General features: G+C 72.9%; 13 protein-coding genes. 10 read left to right on the forward strand and 3 right to left on the reverse strand.

Annotated features, from left to right (window positions below):
• Nucleotides 1–125 precede the first annotated feature (125 nt).
• The 7 genes from ACFYXV_RS17760 to ACFYXV_RS17790 all read left to right on the forward strand — a co-directional run bounded on the left by ACFYXV_RS17760 (nt 126) and on the right by ACFYXV_RS17790 (nt 10,359).
• The gene (locus ACFYXV_RS17760; protein WP_389383378.1) at nt 126–1,391 is read left to right on the forward strand and encodes a DUF4192 domain-containing protein; all 1,266 of its coding nucleotides are present in this window, start codon (nt 126–128) and stop codon (nt 1,389–1,391) included.
• Between the two features lie 245 nt (nt 1,392–1,636).
• A complete protein-coding gene (locus ACFYXV_RS17765) occupies nt 1,637–3,604 on the forward strand; it encodes a glycogen debranching N-terminal domain-containing protein (protein ID WP_389383380.1) in 1,968 nt (655 codons plus the stop codon).
• Nucleotides 3,605–3,673: 69 nt separating this feature from the next.
• Nucleotides 3,674–4,420 carry an NUDIX domain-containing protein gene (locus ACFYXV_RS17770; RefSeq protein ID WP_366104641.1) on the forward strand — a complete coding sequence of 249 codons (747 nt, stop codon included), beginning with the start codon at nt 3,674–3,676 and terminating at the stop codon, nt 4,418–4,420.
• A gap of 116 nt (nt 4,421–4,536) precedes the next feature.
• Entirely contained in the window at nt 4,537–6,309 is a 1,773-nt protein-coding gene (locus ACFYXV_RS17775) for an ATP-binding cassette domain-containing protein (protein ID WP_389383381.1), read from the forward strand.
• Nucleotides 6,310–6,460: 151 nt separating this feature from the next.
• The gene (locus ACFYXV_RS17780) at nt 6,461–7,402 is read left to right on the forward strand and encodes a FadR/GntR family transcriptional regulator (RefSeq protein ID WP_385460356.1); all 942 of its coding nucleotides are present in this window, start codon (nt 6,461–6,463) and stop codon (nt 7,400–7,402) included.
• 274 nt (nt 7,403–7,676) lie between these two features.
• A complete protein-coding gene (locus tag ACFYXV_RS17785; RefSeq protein WP_389383382.1) occupies nt 7,677–9,251 on the forward strand; it encodes an RNA polymerase sigma factor in 1,575 nt (524 codons plus the stop codon).
• A gap of 127 nt (nt 9,252–9,378) precedes the next feature.
• Nucleotides 9,379–10,359 (forward strand): serine protease, encoded by a 981-nt coding sequence (locus tag ACFYXV_RS17790; RefSeq protein WP_389383384.1) that lies wholly within the window; start codon nt 9,379–9,381, stop codon nt 10,357–10,359.
• 118 nt (nt 10,360–10,477) lie between these two features.
• On the opposite strand, the gene ACFYXV_RS17795 is transcribed toward ACFYXV_RS17790, so the two are convergent.
• A complete protein-coding gene (locus ACFYXV_RS17795) occupies nt 10,478–10,711 on the reverse strand; it encodes a hypothetical protein (protein ID WP_030154305.1) in 234 nt (77 codons plus the stop codon).
• A gap of 445 nt (nt 10,712–11,156) precedes the next feature.
• Between ACFYXV_RS17795 and ACFYXV_RS17800 the strand changes: the two genes are divergently transcribed.
• The 3 genes from ACFYXV_RS17800 (at nt 11,157) to ACFYXV_RS17810 (ending at nt 15,526) form a co-directional block, all read left to right on the forward strand.
• Nucleotides 11,157–13,277 carry a type IIA DNA topoisomerase subunit B gene (locus ACFYXV_RS17800; RefSeq protein WP_048477576.1) on the forward strand — a complete coding sequence of 707 codons (2,121 nt, stop codon included), beginning with the start codon at nt 11,157–11,159 and terminating at the stop codon, nt 13,275–13,277.
• Nucleotides 13,278–13,427: 150 nt separating this feature from the next.
• Nucleotides 13,428–13,937, forward strand: coding sequence for a DUF485 domain-containing protein (locus tag ACFYXV_RS17805; RefSeq protein ID WP_385460366.1), 510 nt, complete (start codon nt 13,428–13,430; stop codon nt 13,935–13,937).
• Nucleotides 13,934–15,526 (forward strand): cation acetate symporter, encoded by a 1,593-nt coding sequence (locus tag ACFYXV_RS17810; protein WP_389383386.1) that lies wholly within the window; start codon nt 13,934–13,936, stop codon nt 15,524–15,526. Before ACFYXV_RS17805 ends, ACFYXV_RS17810 begins: the two co-directional genes overlap by 4 nt.
• Nucleotides 15,527–15,553: 27 nt before the next feature.
• On the opposite strand, the gene ACFYXV_RS17815 is transcribed toward ACFYXV_RS17810, so the two are convergent.
• Nucleotides 15,554–16,270 carry a response regulator gene (locus ACFYXV_RS17815; protein ID WP_389383387.1) on the reverse strand — a complete coding sequence of 239 codons (717 nt, stop codon included), beginning with the start codon at nt 16,268–16,270 and terminating at the stop codon, nt 15,554–15,556.
• Complete coding sequence (locus ACFYXV_RS17820) at nt 16,267–17,883, reverse strand: ATP-binding protein (protein WP_389383388.1); 1,617 nt, start codon at nt 17,881–17,883, stop codon at nt 16,267–16,269. The genes ACFYXV_RS17815 and ACFYXV_RS17820 overlap by 4 nt, the downstream gene beginning before the upstream one ends.
• Nucleotides 17,884–18,008: the final 125 nt, after the last annotated feature.

An 18,008-nucleotide genomic window follows, 5' to 3' on the forward strand; every position in this document is an offset into this window, starting at 1 on the left:
ATGTACCCATGGAACCCGGTGGTTGTGACATCGCGTCAAGGGCGGCCCCGAGCCTGTGGATGTTGAAGGATCAAGAGTTATCCACAGGGCTTTCGGGATCTGATCGTCCGCGGGACCGTCGGGGCATGACGAACGACCGCGAATCACGCATCCCGTCCGACCGGCCCGCCACCAGCGCGGCCGGACCCTCCCCCCTCGCCCCCCGGATCACCCTGCGCAGCCCGGCCGAACTGGCCGACGCGCTGCCCTACATGCTCGGGTTCCACCCGACCGACTCCCTCGTCATGGTCACCGTGCACGGAGAGGGCGGGCGCTTCGGCGGCCGGCTCCGCGTCGGCATCCCCGCGGCCCCGGCGGAATGGGAGGACACCGCCCGGCAAGTCGCCGAGTGCCTGGTCCGGGGCAGCGAACGGCGCGACGCCAAGCCGGACGGCATCGTCGTCTTCCTCTGCCAGGACCCGGCGGACGGGGAGAGCGGCCAGCGGGTGATGACCCGGCTGCGGCCGCTGGCCCAGCGCATCCGGCTGGCGTGCGGCGCGCTCGACGTGCCGGTGATGGAGGCGCTGTGCATCTCCGGCGGCCGGTACTGGTCCTACTGCTGCCCCGACGAGCGGTGCTGCCCCGCCGAGGGCAGCCCGCTGGCCGCGACCGGCACTTCGGTGATGGCGGCGACTGCCACCTTCGCCGGACTCCAGGTCAGGGGCTCGCTCCGGGAGATCGAGGGCCGCATGACACCGCTGCGCGGCGGCGCGGCGGCCGAGATGGAACGGGCTCTGGACCGGGCGGCCGCCGCCCTCGTGCCGAAGATCCTCGACGGGGCCACCCGGAAGGAGGTCGGCGCGGAGACGGTCACGCTGGCCCGGGCCCTGATGCGGCGGATGACCCTCGCCCCGCCCGTCGAGGGCGGACCGGGAGCTGACGACTGGGACGACGCGCTGCTCGGCCACGACGAGGCCGCCACCGTGATCCTCGGCCTCCAGGACCGCGAGATCCGGGACGTCGCCGCCGAGTGGATGGAGGGCGAGGACGCGGCCCCCGCCCTGCGGCTTTGGCGGGCGCTGGCCCGTCGCTGCGTCGGTGCCTACGGCGAGCACGCGGCGGCCCCGCTCACCCTCGCGGGCTGGGTGTCGTGGTCCACCGGAGACGAGCCGACGGCCCGGATCGCCCTCGGGCTCGCCCTGCGCGCCGATGCCGACTACCGCTTCGCGCAGCTGCTCCACCACGCCTGCAACGAGGGCATCGACCCGGAGGGGCTGCGGGCCTGCCTGCGGGAGGAGCGGAGGCGGCGGGAACCCCGCCGCAAGCGCGCCGCAGCCACGACCCGCCCTCCGGGCCGCCGCCAGGCGCAGCCCCGCCGGGAACCCCGCCGCACCGCGGGGAGCGACCAGTGAGCCGGGACCGGGGCCCCGGCGCGGGCAGGGGCGCCGGGAGCCGCGCGCGGTGGATCCGGGACACCGCCGCGACCGCCCTGCGGCGAAGGCCGCGTCACCGGCACGGCCCAGTGCGGGCGCAGCCGCCACCGGGGCCCGTGACCCGGGCGGGGGCGGGGGCGTTCAGCTGGAGGGTGGCGGGGGCCCGGCCGCGCCGCCGCCCAGCGAAGCAGGCCGGAGCGCAGACAGCCCAGACAAGGCGACCCATGGCCCACTCCGTACCGCCCGCCCGCAGGACCGAGCTGCCGCCCGTGCACGGCGCCGTCATCTGCGTCGCCGCACCCTGTCTGGTCATCTCGCCGGAGCACGGCCAGCTGACCGGGCGGGGGATCGACGGGATCTACCGCTCCGGGCGCCGGCTGCTCTCGCGCTGCGTGCTCCGCGTCGGCGGCCGGGATCCGGTCGCCGTCCAGGGGCGCAGCCTCGGCTCCGACCGGGCCGCCTTCACCGCGACCGTCCGTACCGGGGCGGAGGCGGGCCCCGACCCCGACATCGGCGTGGAGCGGGTGCGGCACGCGGACGGCACCGAGCGGATCACCGTGCGCAGCTTCACGGCCAGACCGCTGCGCCTGCCTGTGGAGCTGCTGCTCGGCACCGATCTGGCGGAGCTGGCCGCGGTGGCCGCCGGCCGGGCCGGGCCCGAGCTGCCCGCCGGGGTGCACGCCGCCGGGCTGCGCTGGACCAGCGGGGAGGCCCAGGCCGTCACCGCCGCCGAGCCGGCTCCCGACGACGCGCTGGCCTCGGCGGGGCTGCTGCGCTGGCAGCTCGAACTGGGGCCGGGCGAGTCCCGCACCATCGAGCTGCGGACCACGCAGGACCGCGTCTCCCGGGCCCCGGCCGGCCAGGTGGCCAATCCGCTGGCCGCCGCCCGGGCCGAGGGGGACGACCCGCGGGTCGAGGCCTGGTTCCACCGCAGCGTCGAGGACCTCGGAGCCCTGCTGATGCGGGATCCGCAGGAGCCGGCCGACGCCTTCGTCGCCGCCGGAGTGCCCTGGCGGCTCGGGCTGGCTCCGGCGGAATCCCTCTGGGCGGCCAGGATGGCGCTGCCGCTCGGGACCGGGCTCGCCGCGGCCACGCTGCGCATCCTGGCCCGGACCCAGACCGGCGGCCGGGGCCCCGACGCCGGGCGGATCCCCGGGCCGCTGCGCGGGGCGGGGCCGCAGCTGCCGCCCGGGTGCACCGGCACCGAGGCGACCCTCGCCTTCCCGGCAGTGCTCGCCGAGGCCCGGCGCTGGGGAATGCCCGAGGAGGAGGTGGCCCGGCTCCTCCCGGCGGCCGAAGGGTGCCTGGAATGGCTGCGCGGAGCCTTGGGGCCGGACGGCCTGCTGGCCGATCCCGATCCCGGGCCCCGGCGCCTGGAGACCCAGGCCCACGCCCACCGGGCCGCGCTGCTCGGAGCCGACCTGCTCGACGGGTGCGGGCGGCCCGGCGCCGAGGAGTGGCGGGAGTGGGCGGCCGCACTGCGCAAGAGGTTCGGGGACGGGTTCTGGATCGACGGTCCGGACGGCGGGCGGCCCGCGGCGGCCCTGCACCCCGACGGGCGGCCGCTGCCCCGGCTGACGGGGGCCGCCGCCCATCTCCTGGACACGGGCCTGCTCGGCGGCGGTCTGCCCGCCCCCGGGCTGCTGGACCGGGTCCGCACCGAGCAGCTCGCCCGCCTGCTCGGCGCCCCCGCCATGGATTCCGGCTGGGGGCTGCGGAGCATGGCCTCCCGGGAGCCGGGCCACAACCCCTTCGGCCACCGCTCCGGAGCGGTGCGGGCGTACGAGAGCGCCGTCGCGGTCGCCGGCCTCGCCCAGGCGGGCTTCGAGAACGAGGCCGCGGGGCTGCTGCGGGGCCTGCTGGACGCCGCGGAGAGCTTCGGGTACCGGCTGCCGGAGATGTACGCCGCCGAGCAGCGCACCGCGGGCAGCGCGCCGCTCCCGCACCCGGCGGCCTGCCGCCCGGCGGCGGTGGCCGCCGCCGCCGGGGTGCACGCGCTGACCGCTCTCGCGGGACTGCGTCCCGACGCCCCCGCGGGCACGGTCGCCGTCGTCCCGCTGCCCGGGGCTCCGCTCGGCGCCCTGCGCTTCTGTGACCTGCGGGTCTCGGGGGAACCGTTCGCCGTCCGGATCAGCCGGCTCGGCCTCGGCATGGTGGAGGAGGCGGCCGATGCGCTCCAACTCGGCGGGTAGCCGGGCAGTCGTGGCTTCCGTGGTCACCAAAGCTCTGTTTATCGTCAGGCAGACGACTATGATCGCGGCATGTCGCCCTACGACCCGTCGGCCTATCCGCCCTTCGCTGTCACTGTCGACCTGGTCGTGCTCACCGTGCGGCGTCACGCGCTCTGTGCGCTCGTCGTCCGGCGGGGTGAGCAGCCGTTCCAGGGGCGCTGGGCCCTGCCCGGCGGCTTCGTCCGCGGCGACGAGGACCTGGCCGCGGCCGCGGCCCGCGAGCTCTCCGAGGAAACCGGCCTGTGCGCCCACGACCCGGCCGAGCCGGGCGCGGACAACGGCGCGCACCTCGAACAGCTGGCCACGTACGGGGATCCGAAGCGCGATCCGCGCATGCGCGTCGTCAGCGTCGCGCACCTGGTCCTGGCTCCGGACCTGCCCGCGCCCCGGGCCGGCGGAGACGCCAACAGCGCGCGCTGGGCCCCCGTCGACGAGCTCCTGGCGGCCTCGGACCAGGCGGCCGCGGGGCTCGCCTTCGACCACGCCCGGATCCTCGCCGACGGCGTGGAGCGGGCCCGCTCCAAGATCGAGTACTCCTCGCTGGCCACGGCCTTCTGCCCGCCCGCGTTCACCGTCGGCGAGCTGCGCAGGGTCTACGAGGCCGTGTGGGGCGTGGCCCTCGACCCCCGCAACTTCCACCGCAAGGTCACCGGGACCCCCGGGTTCCTGGTGCCGGCCGGGGGGACGACGACCCGTCAGGGCGGGAGGCCCGCCCAGCTGTTCCGGGCCGGTGGGGCGAACTTGCTCAACCCGCCGATGCTGCGCCCCGAAGTCTGACGCGCCGACACGGAGGCGAACGCTCCCCGGCTACCCCGAAAATCGGACATATCGCGTTATCTTGCTTGCGGTACTCACATTGCCGCAGAGCGGTCTCACCCCCCGCGAGAGAAGCGATGCTCCAGGCCATCGGACTCACCAGCACACCCCGTCGAGACCTCCCACCCCTGGTGGACGACCTCACCCTAGAGGCCCGCCCGGGAACCGTGACCGCCCTCCTCGGCGAACCGGGATCGGGCAAGACCACCGCACTGCGGCTCATGCTCGAACTCGAACCGGGCCGCGGTGTCACCTACTTCCGCGGCCGCCCGCTGCACCGGATCCCGTATCCCGGCCGCGAGGTCGGGGTGCTGCTCGGGGACGTGCCCGGCAACCCCTCGCGGACCGTCCTGAGCCAGCTGCGGATGCTGTGCGCCGCCGCCGGGGTGCCGGCCTCCCGGGCCGACACCATGCTGGAGGTCGTCGGCATCGCGGGCCTGCGCGACCAGCGGCTCGGCTCGCTCTCGCTCGGCATGGAGCGCCGGGTCGCGCTGGCCGCCGCCCTGCTCGCCGACCCGTGCACCCTGCTCCTCGACGAGCCCGCCGCCGGACTCTCGCCCCGTGAACGGGGCTGGCTCCACGGGCTGCTGCGCGGGCACGCCTCCCTGGGCGGTGCGGTGCTCTTCACCACCGACGACGCCAAGGAAGCCGCCCGCAGCGCCGACCGGGTCGTCAGCATCGAGGCGGGCCGGCTCGTCGCCGACCAGGACGCGGCCGAGTTCGCCCGGACCCGGCTGCGGCCGCGGGTCGCCGTACGGAGCCCGTACGCCGCCCGGCTCGCCGACGTACTGGGCCGCGAGGCGCGGGCCGCCCGGCGCGCGGTGGAGATCGTCGAGGAGAGCGGCAGCCGCCTGTCGGTGTACGGCAGCAGCTGCGCGGAGGTGGGGGAGGCGGCGTTCCGGCACGGCGTGCTGGTCCACCAACTCGCCGACGAGACGGGGGACGCCGGCGCGCCCGCACCGCCGGTGCCGCAGGCGCGCACCGAGCCGGACGGGGACGGCGCCGTCTCCCAGGCGCACGCGCTCGCCGCCACCGCCGCGGCGCGCAGCATGCGGCCGGCCTCCACGGTGCGCCGAGTGGGCGGACCGCTGCGGCCGCTGCGCTACGAGCTGCGCCGCGTCTTCGGCACCGCCACGCCGCTGCTCACCGCGGCCGCCGTCGTCGCCGTCTCCGTCGTCACCGCCCTGGTGCTGGCCCGGGCCGGCGGGACCCCGCAGAACCGGCTGCTCGCCGCCTGGCCGAAGCCGCTGCCGCTGCCCCCCGCCGCCCTCGGCGCCGGACTGCTCGGCGCCCTGGCCTTCGGCGAGGAGTACCGCTATCCCGCGCTCGCCGCCGACCGGGGCACCGTGCCGCGCCGCATGGGCCTGCTCGCCGCCAAGCTGACGGTCGGCGCCGCCCTCGCCCTGGCCTTCGGCGCCCTCGCGGTCACCGCCGACGCCGCCGCCCTGAAGCTCGTCTTCGACCGAGGCCCGCTGCGCGCGCCCGGGGAATGGCTCGCCCCGGCCGTGAGCTGGGCGGGGCTGCTCATCGGCTGCGCCTGGGCCGGCGTCCTGGCTTCCGGCGTCTTCCGGTCGGCGGTCGCGGGCCTGGCCGCCGTGCTCGCCGTACCGGTCATCGTCGTCCCGCTCGTACGCAAGGCCCTGGACGGGCCGTCCGCGTACGCGGCGAGCGGGCTCGCGGCCAGGCTGCGCGGCCTGGCCTGGGCGCAGTGGCCCCCCGAGGCCGACCGCCTGGTCCTGGGCGCCCTGCGGGTGATGGCCCAACCCGTGGGCACGGCCCTGCTGTTGTCGCTGATGGTCCTGTTGTGCGCCTATGGGTTCACAGGACTGCGCAGCCGCGTCCGTTGGTAAAGGACCGATGGTGATCGCCGCCGTGCCACAGAAAGTCCGAAGGGGACCGATCCCGTCCGCATCACGTGAACCGGACCACAACTCCCCTCAAAGAGCCCGGTTCTTTACGATAAGTCGTCAATTGCGTAGGTGGCACCGATCACCCTTTCGTGTGCTTTTCACCAAAGACCTCAAGGGTCATCCGGGCACGGCCGACAAAGGATTCGTGAGTACCCTTGCGCACACCATGATGACCGCCGCCCGCCACGCCGACTCCGGCCTCGCCGGCCCGGGCGAACTCGACCGCTACCCCTACGCGGAGGCCTCCGGGACCGACCGCGTCGCAGCGCCCCACTGGGACGGCGCCGACGTCGAGTTGAGCCGGGTCGGCCGCCGCGCGGCAGGCAGCCGCGGCCGCGGACTGCACGGCCAACTCGTCCAGCAGCTCGGCCAGATGATCGTCTCCGGCGACCTCGGCGCAGACCGGCCCCTGGTCCCCGAGGAGATCGGCCAGCGCTTCGAGGTCTCCCGCACGGTGGTCCGCGAATCGCTGCGCGTGCTGGAGGCCAAGGGCCTCGTCAGCGCACGCCCCAATGTCGGCACCCGCGTCCGGCCGGTCGCCGACTGGAACCTGCTCGACCCCGACATCATCGAATGGCGCGCCTTCGGCCCCCAGCGCGACGACCAGCGCCGCGAGCTGGGCGAGCTCCGCTGGACCATCGAGCCCCTCGCCGCCCGCCTCGCGGCCGGCCACGGGCGCCCGGACATCCAGCAGCGCCTCGCCGACATGGTCGAGATCATGGGCCACGCCCTCGGCCAGGGCGACGCGATCACCTTCGCGCGCGCCGACAACGAGTTCCACGCCCTCCTCATCCAGGTCGCGGGCAACCGCATGCTGGAGCACCTCTCCGGCATCGTCTCCTCCGCGCTCCAGGTCTCCGGCAGCCCCATCACCGCCTGCGACCGGCCGAGCGAGACGTGCGTCGCGCACCACGCCCGCATCGTCGAGGCCCTCGCCGCGGGCGACGCGATGGGTGCCGAGAACGCCATGCGCCAGCTGCTGACGGTGCACCCGGAGGTCGAGCGCGTGGTCCCCGCCCCGCGCGAGCACTGACGCGAGGACGGGCGGCCGGACGGGCGCCGGGGCGGTCGGGCGGCCGGGGTGTGACTCGGGCCACGAAGATTGGGGCGTAACACTCCGCGAGGTCGAGCGATGACCTAGAGAGGTGATGGCCGACGGAGGGAAGACAGCAGCCCTTGCGGGTGCTGTGCAGCTCCCCGGCCCCTGCCCGCGCCCCCGGCCCATCCCCCGTCGGTGGTCGTCGGCTCCGGTCCAGCACCATCCGGCCGGGGTCGGAAGCCGTTTCCATCGTTCCGAGAGGTTGTTCGTGTCGGCCAGCACATCCCGTACGCTCCCGCCGGAGATCGCCGATTCCGAGTCTGTGATGGCGCTCATCGAGCGGGGCAAGGCCGAGGGGCAGATCGCCGGCGATGACGTGCGTCGGGCCTTCGAGGCTGACCAGATTCCTGCGACCCAGTGGAAGAATGTTCTGCGCAGCCTCAACCAGATCCTCGAGGAAGAGGGTGTGACGCTGATGGTCAGTGCCGCGGAGTCGCCCAAGCGCACCACCCGCAAGAGCGTCGCAGCGAAGACCCCGGCCAAGCGGACGGCCACGAAGACCGTCGCGGCGAAGACGACGGCCGCGCGGCCCGTCGCCGCCGCGGCGCCCGAGGCCGAAACGGTGGATCCGGAGCCCTCGGACGCTCTCGCGGAGGAGCCCGGAACCGAGTCCCCCGCGAAGAAGACCGCGGCGAAGAAGACGGCAGCCAAGAAGGCGGCCCCCGCCAAGAAGACCGCCGCGAAGAAGACGGCGGCGAAGAAGACCGCCGCCAAGAAGGACTCCGACGAGGCGGGCGAGGAAGAGTCCTCAGAGGAAGGCCCCGGCGCGGTCAAGGCGGAGGGCGAGGAGGAAGAGGACGGCGGCGAGAGCAAGGGCTTCGTCATCTCCGATGACGAGGACGACGCCCCGGCCCAGCAGGTCGCCGTGGCCGGCGCCACCGCCGACCCGGTCAAGGACTACCTCAAGCAGATCGGCAAGGTCCCCCTCCTCAACGCCGAGCAGGAGGTCGAGCTCGCCAAGCGCATCGAGGCGGGCCTCTTCGCCGAGGACAAGCTGGCCAACTCCGACAAGCTGGCGCCCAAGCTCAAGCGCGAGCTGGAGATCATCGCCGAGGACGGCCGCCGCGCCAAGAACCACCTGCTGGAGGCCAACCTCCGCCTCGTCGTCTCCCTGGCCAAGCGCTACACCGGCCGCGGCATGCTCTTCCTGGACCTGATCCAGGAAGGCAACCTGGGCCTGATCCGCGCGGTCGAGAAGTTCGACTACACCAAGGGCTACAAGTTCTCCACGTACGCGACCTGGTGGATCCGCCAGGCGATCACGCGCGCCATGGCCGACCAGGCCCGCACCATCCGCATCCCGGTGCACATGGTCGAGGTCATCAACAAGCTCGCCCGCGTGCAGCGCCAGATGCTCCAGGACCTGGGCCGCGAGCCCACGCCGGAGGAGCTGGCCAAGGAACTCGACATGACCCCCGAGAAGGTCATCGAGGTCCAGAAGTACGGCCGCGAACCGATCTCCCTGCACACCCCGCTCGGCGAGGACGGCGACAGCGAGTTCGGTGACCTCATCGAGGACTCCGAGGCGGTCGTCCCGGCCGACGCCGTGAGCTTCACGCTCCTCCAGGAGCAGCTGCACTCGGTGCTCGACACCCTCAGCGAGCGCGAGGCGGGCGTGGTCTCGATGCGCTTCGGGCTCACCGACGGCCAGCCGAAGACCCTCGACGAGATCGGCAAGGTCTACGGCGTCACGCGCGAGCGGATCCGCCAGATCGAGTCCAAGACCATGTCGAAGCTGCGCCACCCGTCCCGCTCCCAGGTCCTGCGCGACTACCTGGACTGACAACCGCACCGGCCGGGCCGGAGACGACGGGCCGAAGGCCCTGCGGAGGTGGCCGTGCGCGGGTGCGCACGGCCACTTGGCGTCCCACTCTGGGTGGAGTCATGCACACTCAGAGTCAGGAGGCCTCATGCGTCGTCCCTTTTCCCGTGCTCTGGCGGGCGCGCTGACCCTGGTGGCGGGGGCGGCCGCGGCGCCGCTGGCCCAAGCGCCGCACGCAGCCGCGGACAGTGTGGTGATCGGCGGTAAGCCGGTGAAGGCGGCCGACAGCCCGTGGGTGGTGGCCCTCGCCAGCCGTGACCGGTTCGGGGGTACGCGGGGCGGCCAGTTCTGCGGGGGCGTCATCGTGGGCCCCACCAAGGTGCTGACCGCGGCCCACTGCCTGGGCCGGCAGGTGCTGGGCGGTCCGATCGAGTCCGTCCGCGATTTCCGGGTGATCACCGGGCGTACGGAGCTGCGCGCGGCCGAGGGCCGCGAGATCCCGGTCAGGTCGGCCCGGGTGAACCCGGCGTACGACACCCGCAGCAATGCCGGGGACCTGGCCGTACTGGAGCTGGCCGAGGCCGTGCCCGCCCACTACGTGCTCCCCATGGCCGGTGCGGGGCATCCCGGCTACGAGGCGGGCGGAGAAGCGGCCGTGTACGGCTGGGGCGATACGAGCGGATTCGGCGACTACGCGTACGCGCTGCGTGCCGCACGCGTGACGGTGCTGGCGGACGACGTCTGCCGGCGGGCCTACCCGGGGGACGCCGACGGGCAGTACCGGTCCGACTCCATGGTGTGCGCGGGACACCGCGACGGCGGCCGGGACGCCTGTCAGGGAGACAGCGGCGGGCCGCTGGTCGCCCAGGGCAAGCTCATCGGGCTGGTGTCCTGGGGGCGGGGCTGCGGGCGCCCCGACAGCCCGGGGGTGTACACGAAGATCGCACCGCTCACCGGCTTCGTGACGGCCCCGGAGACGGCCCCGCGGCGAAGCGAGGGCCACGACGTCGCGTGGGGTGGTCAAAGGGCCTCCGGACCGGCCGCACGGCCCGTACAGGGGCATGCGGCCGGGGAGCCTCGGGGATCCGCGGGTGCGCCGGGCAGGGGGCACGGGCCCGGGGGCCGCTAGCCGCACCCCTCGCACGCCGCCGGACGTGAGGACGGGCGGCACCCCTGGGTCTCAGGGGTGCCGCCCGTCGACCGGCCTGGCCGGTCCTGGCTCGTCGGATGCGAGGTATAGGCCTGTGTCAGCGGTCCTCGGTGTCGGCATTCGCCGTCGGAGCGGACGTGAGCCGCTCGGTCTCATCCTGTATATCCGCGGCGATCTTCTTGAGTTCCGGCTCGAACTTACGCCCGTGGTGGGCGCAGAACAGCAGTTCACCGCCGCTCAGCAGGACGACGCGCAGATATGCCTGGGCGCCGCAACGGTCGCATCGGTCAGCGGCCGTCAGCGGGGTCGCGGGTGTCAGAACAGTAGTCACGTCGCCTCTTCTCTAGCTCGACGAGCTGTCGTACCAGGGTCAACATCCAACCAGGCCGAAAACGTTCCCGCTCGCGGCTTTTCCTCGAAACTTCCTTCCGAAGCTGGCCGGCTGCTGCCGGTTGGCGGCGAAGGAGCCGTATTGCGTTGCTTTACGGTTTCGCGTTGTCAGTCGTTCGCTTGTTGCAGTTCCGTCCTCCCCGGCTGAGTGCCGGTTGTTCATGAGGACGTGCCCGAACCCTAAATGGTTCATGCGTGGAAGGGAACGTGATGTTTGCTTCACCCGGTCGGGGGATCGAACACCCGTGCGGTCCTGCACTAGGCTGATGAAGGCGCGAGGGTGGCGTTGCATCGGCTCTACCAGGCCTCGGTACCCTTCGACGGGCAACCGAGCCACCCTGCGCCCGACAGGGCCAGAAAAAGAAATTCAGCGAGGAGCGAACTGCGTGACCGCCGACACGTCCGTGCCTTCCAGCGCGCTGCTGTCCGGAGCAGACCGGGACGGCTCCAACTACACCGCGCGGCACCTGCTCGTCCTCGAAGGCCTCGAGGCCGTTCGCAAGCGCCCCGGCATGTATATCGGTTCCACCGACTCCCGAGGCCTCATGCACTGCCTCTGGGAGATCATCGACAACGCCGTCGACGAGGCCCTGGGGGGCTACTGCGACCACATCGAGGTGATCCTCCACGAGGACTCCTCGGTCGAGGTCCGTGACAACGGCCGCGGCATCCCCGTCGACGTCGAGCCCAAGACCGGGCTGTCCGGCGTCGAGGTCGTCATGACCAAGCTGCACGCGGGCGGCAAGTTCGGCGGCGGCTCGTACGCGGCCTCCGGCGGCCTGCACGGCGTCGGCGCCTCCGTGGTCAACGCCCTCTCCGCCCGGCTCGACGTGGAGGTGGACCGCAACAGCTCCACCCACGCGATCAGCTTCCGCCGCGGCGTTCCGGGCATGTTCACCGAGCAGGGCCCCGACAGCCCGTTCGACCCCGCCAACGGCCTGCGCAAGGCCAAGCGCGTCGCCAAGGGCAAGACCGGCACCCGGATCCGCTACTGGGCCGACCGGCAGATCTTCCTGAAGGACGCCAAGCTCTCCCTGGAAACGCTCTACCAGCGCGCCCGCCAGACCGCCTTCCTCGTCCCCGGCCTGACCCTCGTCGTCCGCGACGAGCGCGCCATCGACGGGGCCGGCAAGACGGAGGAGACCTTCCGCTTCGACGGGGGCATCAGCGAGTTCTGCGACTACCTCGCGCAGGACAAGGCCGTCTGCGACGTGCTGCGCCTGAGCGGCCAGGGCACCTTCAAGGAGACCGTCCCCGTCCTGGACGAGCGCGGCCACATGACCCCCACCGAGGTCACCCGCGAGCTCGGGGTGGACATCGCCCTGCGCTGGGGCACCGGGTACGAGACGCAGGTCAAGTCCTTCGTCAACATCATCGCGACGCCCAAGGGCGGCACCCACATCACCGGCTTCGAGCGCTCGGTCGCCAAGACGGTGAACGAGGTGCTCCGCTCGGCGAAGCTGCTGCGCGTCGCCGAGGACGACGTGGTCAAGGACGACGCGATGGAGGGCATGACGGCGGTCGTCACCGTCCGGCTGGCCGAGCCGCAGTTCGAGGGCCAGACCAAGGAGGTGCTCGGCACCTCGGCGGCCGCCCGGATCGTCGCGGCCGTGGTCGCCAAGGAGCTCAAGGCCTTCCTGACCAGCACGAAGCGTGACGACAAGCAGCAGGCGCGCGCCGTGATGGAGAAGATCGTCGCGGCTGCCCGGACCCGGATCGCCGCCCGCCAGCACAAGGAGGCGCAGCGCCGCAAGACGGCGCTGGAGACCTCCTCGCTGCCGGCCAAGCTGGCCGACTGCCGCAGCGACGACGTGGAGCGCAGCGAGCTCTTCATCGTCGAGGGCGACTCCGCCCTCGGTACGGCCAAGCTGGCACGGAACTCGGAATTCCAGGCGCTCCTGCCGATCCGCGGCAAGATCCTGAACGTCCAGAAGTCGTCGGTCTCGGACATGCTCAAGAACGCCGAGTGCGGCGCGATCATCCAGGTCATAGGGGCCGGCTCGGGCCGGACCTTCGACATCGACGCCGCGCGGTACGGCAAGATCGTCCTGCTCGTCGACGCCGATGTCGACGGCGCGCACATCCGCTGCCTGCTGCTCACGCTCTTCCAGCGGTACATGCGCCCGATGGTCGAGGCGGGCCGGGTGTTCGCAGCGGTGCCGCCGCTGCACCGGATCGAGCTCGTCCAGCCCAAGAAGGGCCAGGACAAGTACGTCTACACCTATTCGGACAACGAGCTGCGCCAGACCCTGCTCGAATTCCAGCGCAAGAACGTCCGGTACAAGGATTCGATCCAGCGCTACAAGGGTCTCGGCGAGATGGACGCGGACCAGCTGGCGGAAACGACCATGGACCCCCGCTTCCGCACGCTGCGCCGCATCAACATCGGCGACCTGGACTCCGCCGAGCAGGTCTTCGACCTGCTCATGGGCAACGAGGTGGCGCCGCGCAAGGAGTTCATCACGAGCTCCGCGGCCACCCTGGACCGCTCGCGCATCGACGCCTGACCGACGCGCACACCGGCGCCACGGCACACCGGCGCTCTTCACTCCATCACCTGTTGGAGTGAAGAGCACCGGGACACCAGTCCGGAAAACGTTCATACCGCACATCCTTGTGGGCACGCGGCCAATGCGGCAGCGGACAAGGAGAGTTCGGTGGACAAGCACGAAGGTCCCGATGCCGGAACGATCCGGCTCGACGACCCCTGGTACGACGCGCTCGCCGTCGGCTGGGGGGAGGGCGAGGGCGGGGAACCGCCGCCCCCGCCCCCGCGGCCGGCCGTCGGCGGCCGGGCCGCGCCCGGGGCGTCCGACATCTACCTCGAAGTGCAGCGCAGCGCCGCCTTCCAGGAGGTCCGCAGCCGCTACCGCGGGTTCGTCGTCCCCGCGACCGCCGGATTCCTCCTCTGGTACGTCGCCTACGTGGTCGCGGCGACCATGGCCCCCGGCATCATGGCCCGGCCCGTGTTCGGAGCCGTCAACGTGGCCCTGCTGGCGGGCCTCGGCCAGTTCCTCAGCACCTTCCTGCTGACCTGGGCGTACTCCCGGCACGCGCGGCTGCGCCGGGACCGGGCCGCGCTCGACCTGCGCTGGACGGTCTTCGAGCAGGAACGCGACCAGGAACGGAACCGGAACCGGAACCAGAGCCGGGGGGCCGGCCGGTGACCTCGGAACACCAGATGCTCGCCCTGATCCTGTTCAGCCTCTTCATCGCGGTCACCCTGGGCATCACCACCTGGGTCAGCCGCAACCGGCACGGCTCGGCCGAGGAGTTCTACGCGGGCGGGAGGCTGTTCTCCCCGATGGAGAACGGTTTCGCCATCGCCGGCGACTACATGTCCGCCGCCTCCTTCCTCGGCATCTCCGGGCTGATCGCCCTCTTCGGCTACGACGGCCTGCTGTACTCGGTGGGCTTCCTCGTCGCCTGGCTCGTCGTGCTCTTCCTCGTCGCCGAACTGGTCCGCAACTGCGGGCGCTTCACCCTCGCCGACGTGGTCGTGGCCCGGATGAGCGAGCGGCCCGTACGGATCGCCGCCGGCGCCTCCTCCGTCACCGTCTCGGTGCTGTACCTCGTCGCACAGATGGTCGGCGCGGGCAGCCTGGTCGGCCTGCTGCTCGGAGATTCGGGCACCGTCGCCCGCACGCTGACCGTGATCGGGGTCGGCGCGCTCATGGTGGTCTACGTGTCCTTCGGCGGCATGCGGGCCACCACCTGGATCCAGATCGTGAAGGCCGTGCTGCTCATGGGCGGGGCCGTCACCCTCACCGTGCTCGTCCTGCTGCGCTTCCACGGGGACTTCGACCAGCTGCTCACCAGTGCCGCCGAGCGCAGTGGGCACGGGCGGCGGTTCCTGAGCCCGGGGCTCAAGTACGGCGCGGACTGGACCTCGCGCTTCGACTTCATGAGCCTGGGCCTCGCGCTGGTCCTCGGGACGGCGGGGCTGCCGCACATCCTGTCGCGCTTCTACACGGTGCCCACGGCCCGGGCGGCCCGCCGGTCGGTGGTGTGGGCGATCGCGCTGATCGGCGGCTTCTACCTGATGACCATCGTGCTCGGGTTCGGGGCGGCCGCTCTGGTGGGCCCGGACGAGGTGCGGGCCTCCAACGCCTCGGGGAACACGGCGGTTCCGCTGCTCGCGGCCTTCCTGGGCGGCGGGGCCGGGTCGACCGGGGGAGCGGTGCTGTTCGCGTTCGTGGCGGCGATCGCCTTCGCCACGATCCTGGCCGTGGTCGCCGGGATCACGCTGGCCTCCTCGGCCTCGGTGGCGCACGATCTGTACGCCTCGCTCAAGCGCCGCCACGCGCGCCAGCGCAGCGAGGTCGCCGTGGCCAGGGTCGCGGCCGTCGGGATCGGGGCGGTGGCGATCGCCCTGGGGCTGCTCGCCCAGGACCTGAACGTGGCGTTCCTGGTGGGGCTGGCCTTCGCGGTGGCGGCCTCGGCCAATCTGCCGGTGCTGCTGTACTCGCTGTTCTGGAGGGGTTTCACCACCCGGGGCGCCGTCTGGTCGGTGTACGGCGGGCTGATTCCGGCAGTCGTGCTCGTCGTCCTGTCGCCTGTGGTCTCCGGCAGCCCGGAGTCCCTCTTCCCGGGTGTGAGCTTCCAGTTCTTCCCGCTGCAGAACCCCGGTCTGGTCTCGATCCCGCTGGGCTTCCTGGCGGGCTGGCTGGGCACGGTGACCTCGGCCGAGGAGCCGCGCGAGGCGAAGTACGCGGAGACGGAGGTCCGTTCGCTGACCGGAGCCGGGGCGGTCTGAGCGCGGTCCGCGTTCCGGCCCGCCGGATCACGCGCCCTCGGACGGGAGCCAGGAATAGCGGTGTTCCGGGCGTCCCGTCTCGCCGTACCGCAGGGCGAGGGTGACCCGGCCGGTGCGCTCCAGGAGCTTGAGGTAGCGCTGGGCGGTCTGGCGGCTGATGCCGGCACGGTCGGCGATCAGCTGGGTGGAGAGCGGGCCTTCGGCGGAGCGCAGGACCTGGCGGACCAGCTCGGCGGTGGTGCCGGAGTGGCCCTTGGGCAGTTCGTTCGGGGAGCCGGCTGCGGCGAGGGCGCCGAAGATCCGGTCCACCTCGGCCTGTTCGGCCTCGCCGCCCGTCTCCAGAGTGCGCCGCAGGGCTCCGTACGCCTCCAGGCGGGTGCGCAGGCCCGCGAAGGTGAAGGGCTTGACCAGGTACTGGAGGGCGCCCAGGCGCATGGCGTTCTGGACGGTGGCCAGGTCGCGGGCGGCCGTGACCATGATCACGTCGGTGCGGTGGCCGAGCTGGCGCAGTCGGCGGACCAGGTCCAGTCCGTTCTCGTCCGGGAGGTAGTGGTCGAGGAGGATCAGGTCCACGGGGTGGGTGTCGAGGCGGGCCAGCGCCTCGGCCGCCGAATGGGCCTGGGCGACGACGCGGAAGCCGGGAACCTTGGCCACGTACGCCGCGTTGATCCGGGAAACACGCATGTCGTCGTCGACGACCAATACGTGGATGTCGTGGACGTCGTGGATCGGGGTCCCGGTCATCGCAGGGCCTCCGGGAGTACGACGGAGAACTCCGCCCCTCCGTCCGCTGCCTCGCCGGCCCGGGCCGTGCCGCCCTGGCGTTCCGCCAGGCGGCGTACGAGCGCGAGGCCGAGCCCGCGCTCGCGGTGGGCCTTGGGCTGCTTGGTCGACCAGCCCTCGGTGAAGATCTCCTCGCGGTGGGCGGCCGGGACGCCGGGGCCGCTGTCGCGGACCCGGAGGATCGCCGTACGGCCTTCGGCGCGCAGCTCGACCTCGACCAGGGGTGCGGCGGAGCCGGCCGCCGCGTCCAGGGCGTTGTCCACCAGGTTGCCCGTGATGGTGACCAGCCCGCCGGGGTCGACGAGGCCGTCGGGCAGGAAGGTGGCGTCGGCGAGCCGCAGCGGGACGCCGCGTTCGGCCGCGACGGTCGCCTTGCCCACCAGGAGGGCTGCCAGCAGCGGGTCGTGGACCTTCTCGGTGACCTGTTCGGCGGTGCTGCGATGCACGCCGACGACCTCGGTGACGAACTCCACCGCCTCCTCGTGCAGGCCCAGCTCCAGCAGGCCGAGGAGGGTGTGGAGGCGGTTGGCGTGTTCGTGGTCCTGCGCGCGCAGGGCGTCGATCAGGCCCTTGGTGGAGTCGAGTTCGCGGCCGAGGTGTTCCAGCTCGGTGCGGTCGCGCAGGGTGGCGACGGCACCGCCGTCCTCGGTGGGCATCCGGTTGGCGACCAGCACCCGCGGGCCCTGGACGGTCAGCAGGTCGCGGCCGGTGACGCGGCCGGTGAGGACGTCGGTGGTGCGGCCGGCGCCCAGTACGTCGTCCAGCGGGCGCCCGGCCACGGTCGCGGCCGTGTCGGGGGCGAGGCCCAGCAGCCGGGCGGCCTCGTCGTTGACCAGCCGGACCCGGCCGTCGCCGTCGAGGGCGATCACGCCCTCGCGGATGGAGTGCAGCATCGCCTCGCGCTCGGCGAGCAGCCCGGCGATGTCGGAGAAGGCCAGATCGCGGGTCTGGCGCTGGATCCGGCGGGAGAGCAGGTAGGCGGCGAGCGCGCCGGCAGCGAGGGCGCCGCCCGCGTAGGCGAGCAGACCCGGGATGGCGCCGAGCAGCCGGTCGTGGACGCTGTCGTAGGCGATGCCGACGGAGACGGCGCCGACGATCTCCCCGTCGGCCGCGATGAGCGGGACCTTGCCGCGGGCGGAGCGGCCGAGCGTGCCCTCGTCGATCTCCATGACCTCGCGGCCCGCCAGAACGGCACTCGGGTCGGTGGAGACGTGCGCTCCGATCCGGTCGGCGCCGGGGTGCGAGCGGCGGATGCCGTCCAGGTCCATGACCACCACGTACTCGGCGCCCGTGGCGCGGCGGATCCGCTCGGCCGAGGTCTGGACCGGGCTGTCGGCGCTCGGCCCGGAATCGAGGAGGTCGGCGGCCAGTGACGGGTCCGCCGCCGCGCTCTGCGCGATGGCCAGGGCGCGCCGCATGGCCTGGTCGTCGAGCTGTGCGCCGAGCGGTGCCAGGAAGAGCCCGGTGGCCAGCACGACGACCCCGGCGGCGATGGCCAGCTGGGTGAGCAGGATCTGCGAGACGGCCCGTCTGGGCAGCCCGAAGCGCCGAGCGCTCATGTGGGGGAACCGCATGACCAGCAACGGTAGGTCGCCTTCGGCCGAAGCGGAATTTCTCATGTGCACGCAAATGACTTGCGTGATTTGCGTCCAGCTTGCGCAAGTGATGACGGCATGAAAGTGCGGTCAGAGCAGTAGAC

Source organism: Streptomyces sp. NPDC002181 (genome assembly GCF_042890485.1).
Classification (GTDB): domain Bacteria; phylum Actinomycetota; class Actinomycetes; order Streptomycetales; family Streptomycetaceae; genus Streptomyces.

Excerpts from the sequence above, each read along its gene's own strand:
- ACFYXV_RS17775 (WP_389383381.1), top strand. The coding sequence starts at position 4,537 with ATGCTCCAGGCCATCGGACTCACCAGCACACCCCGTCGAGACCTCCCA.
- ACFYXV_RS17790 (WP_389383384.1), top strand. The coding sequence starts at position 9,379 with ATGCGTCGTCCCTTTTCCCGTGCTCTGGCGGGCGCGCTGACCCTGGTG.
- ACFYXV_RS17760 (WP_389383378.1), top strand. The coding sequence starts at position 126 with ATGACGAACGACCGCGAATCACGCATCCCGTCCGACCGGCCCGCCACC.
- ACFYXV_RS17765 (WP_389383380.1), top strand. The coding sequence starts at position 1,637 with ATGGCCCACTCCGTACCGCCCGCCCGCAGGACCGAGCTGCCGCCCGTG.
- ACFYXV_RS17770 (WP_366104641.1), top strand. The coding sequence starts at position 3,674 with ATGTCGCCCTACGACCCGTCGGCCTATCCGCCCTTCGCTGTCACTGTC.
- ACFYXV_RS17815 (WP_389383387.1), bottom strand. The coding sequence starts at position 16,270 with ATGACCGGGACCCCGATCCACGACGTCCACGACATCCACGTATTGGTC.
- ACFYXV_RS17820 (WP_389383388.1), bottom strand. The coding sequence starts at position 17,883 with ATGCGGTTCCCCCACATGAGCGCTCGGCGCTTCGGGCTGCCCAGACGG.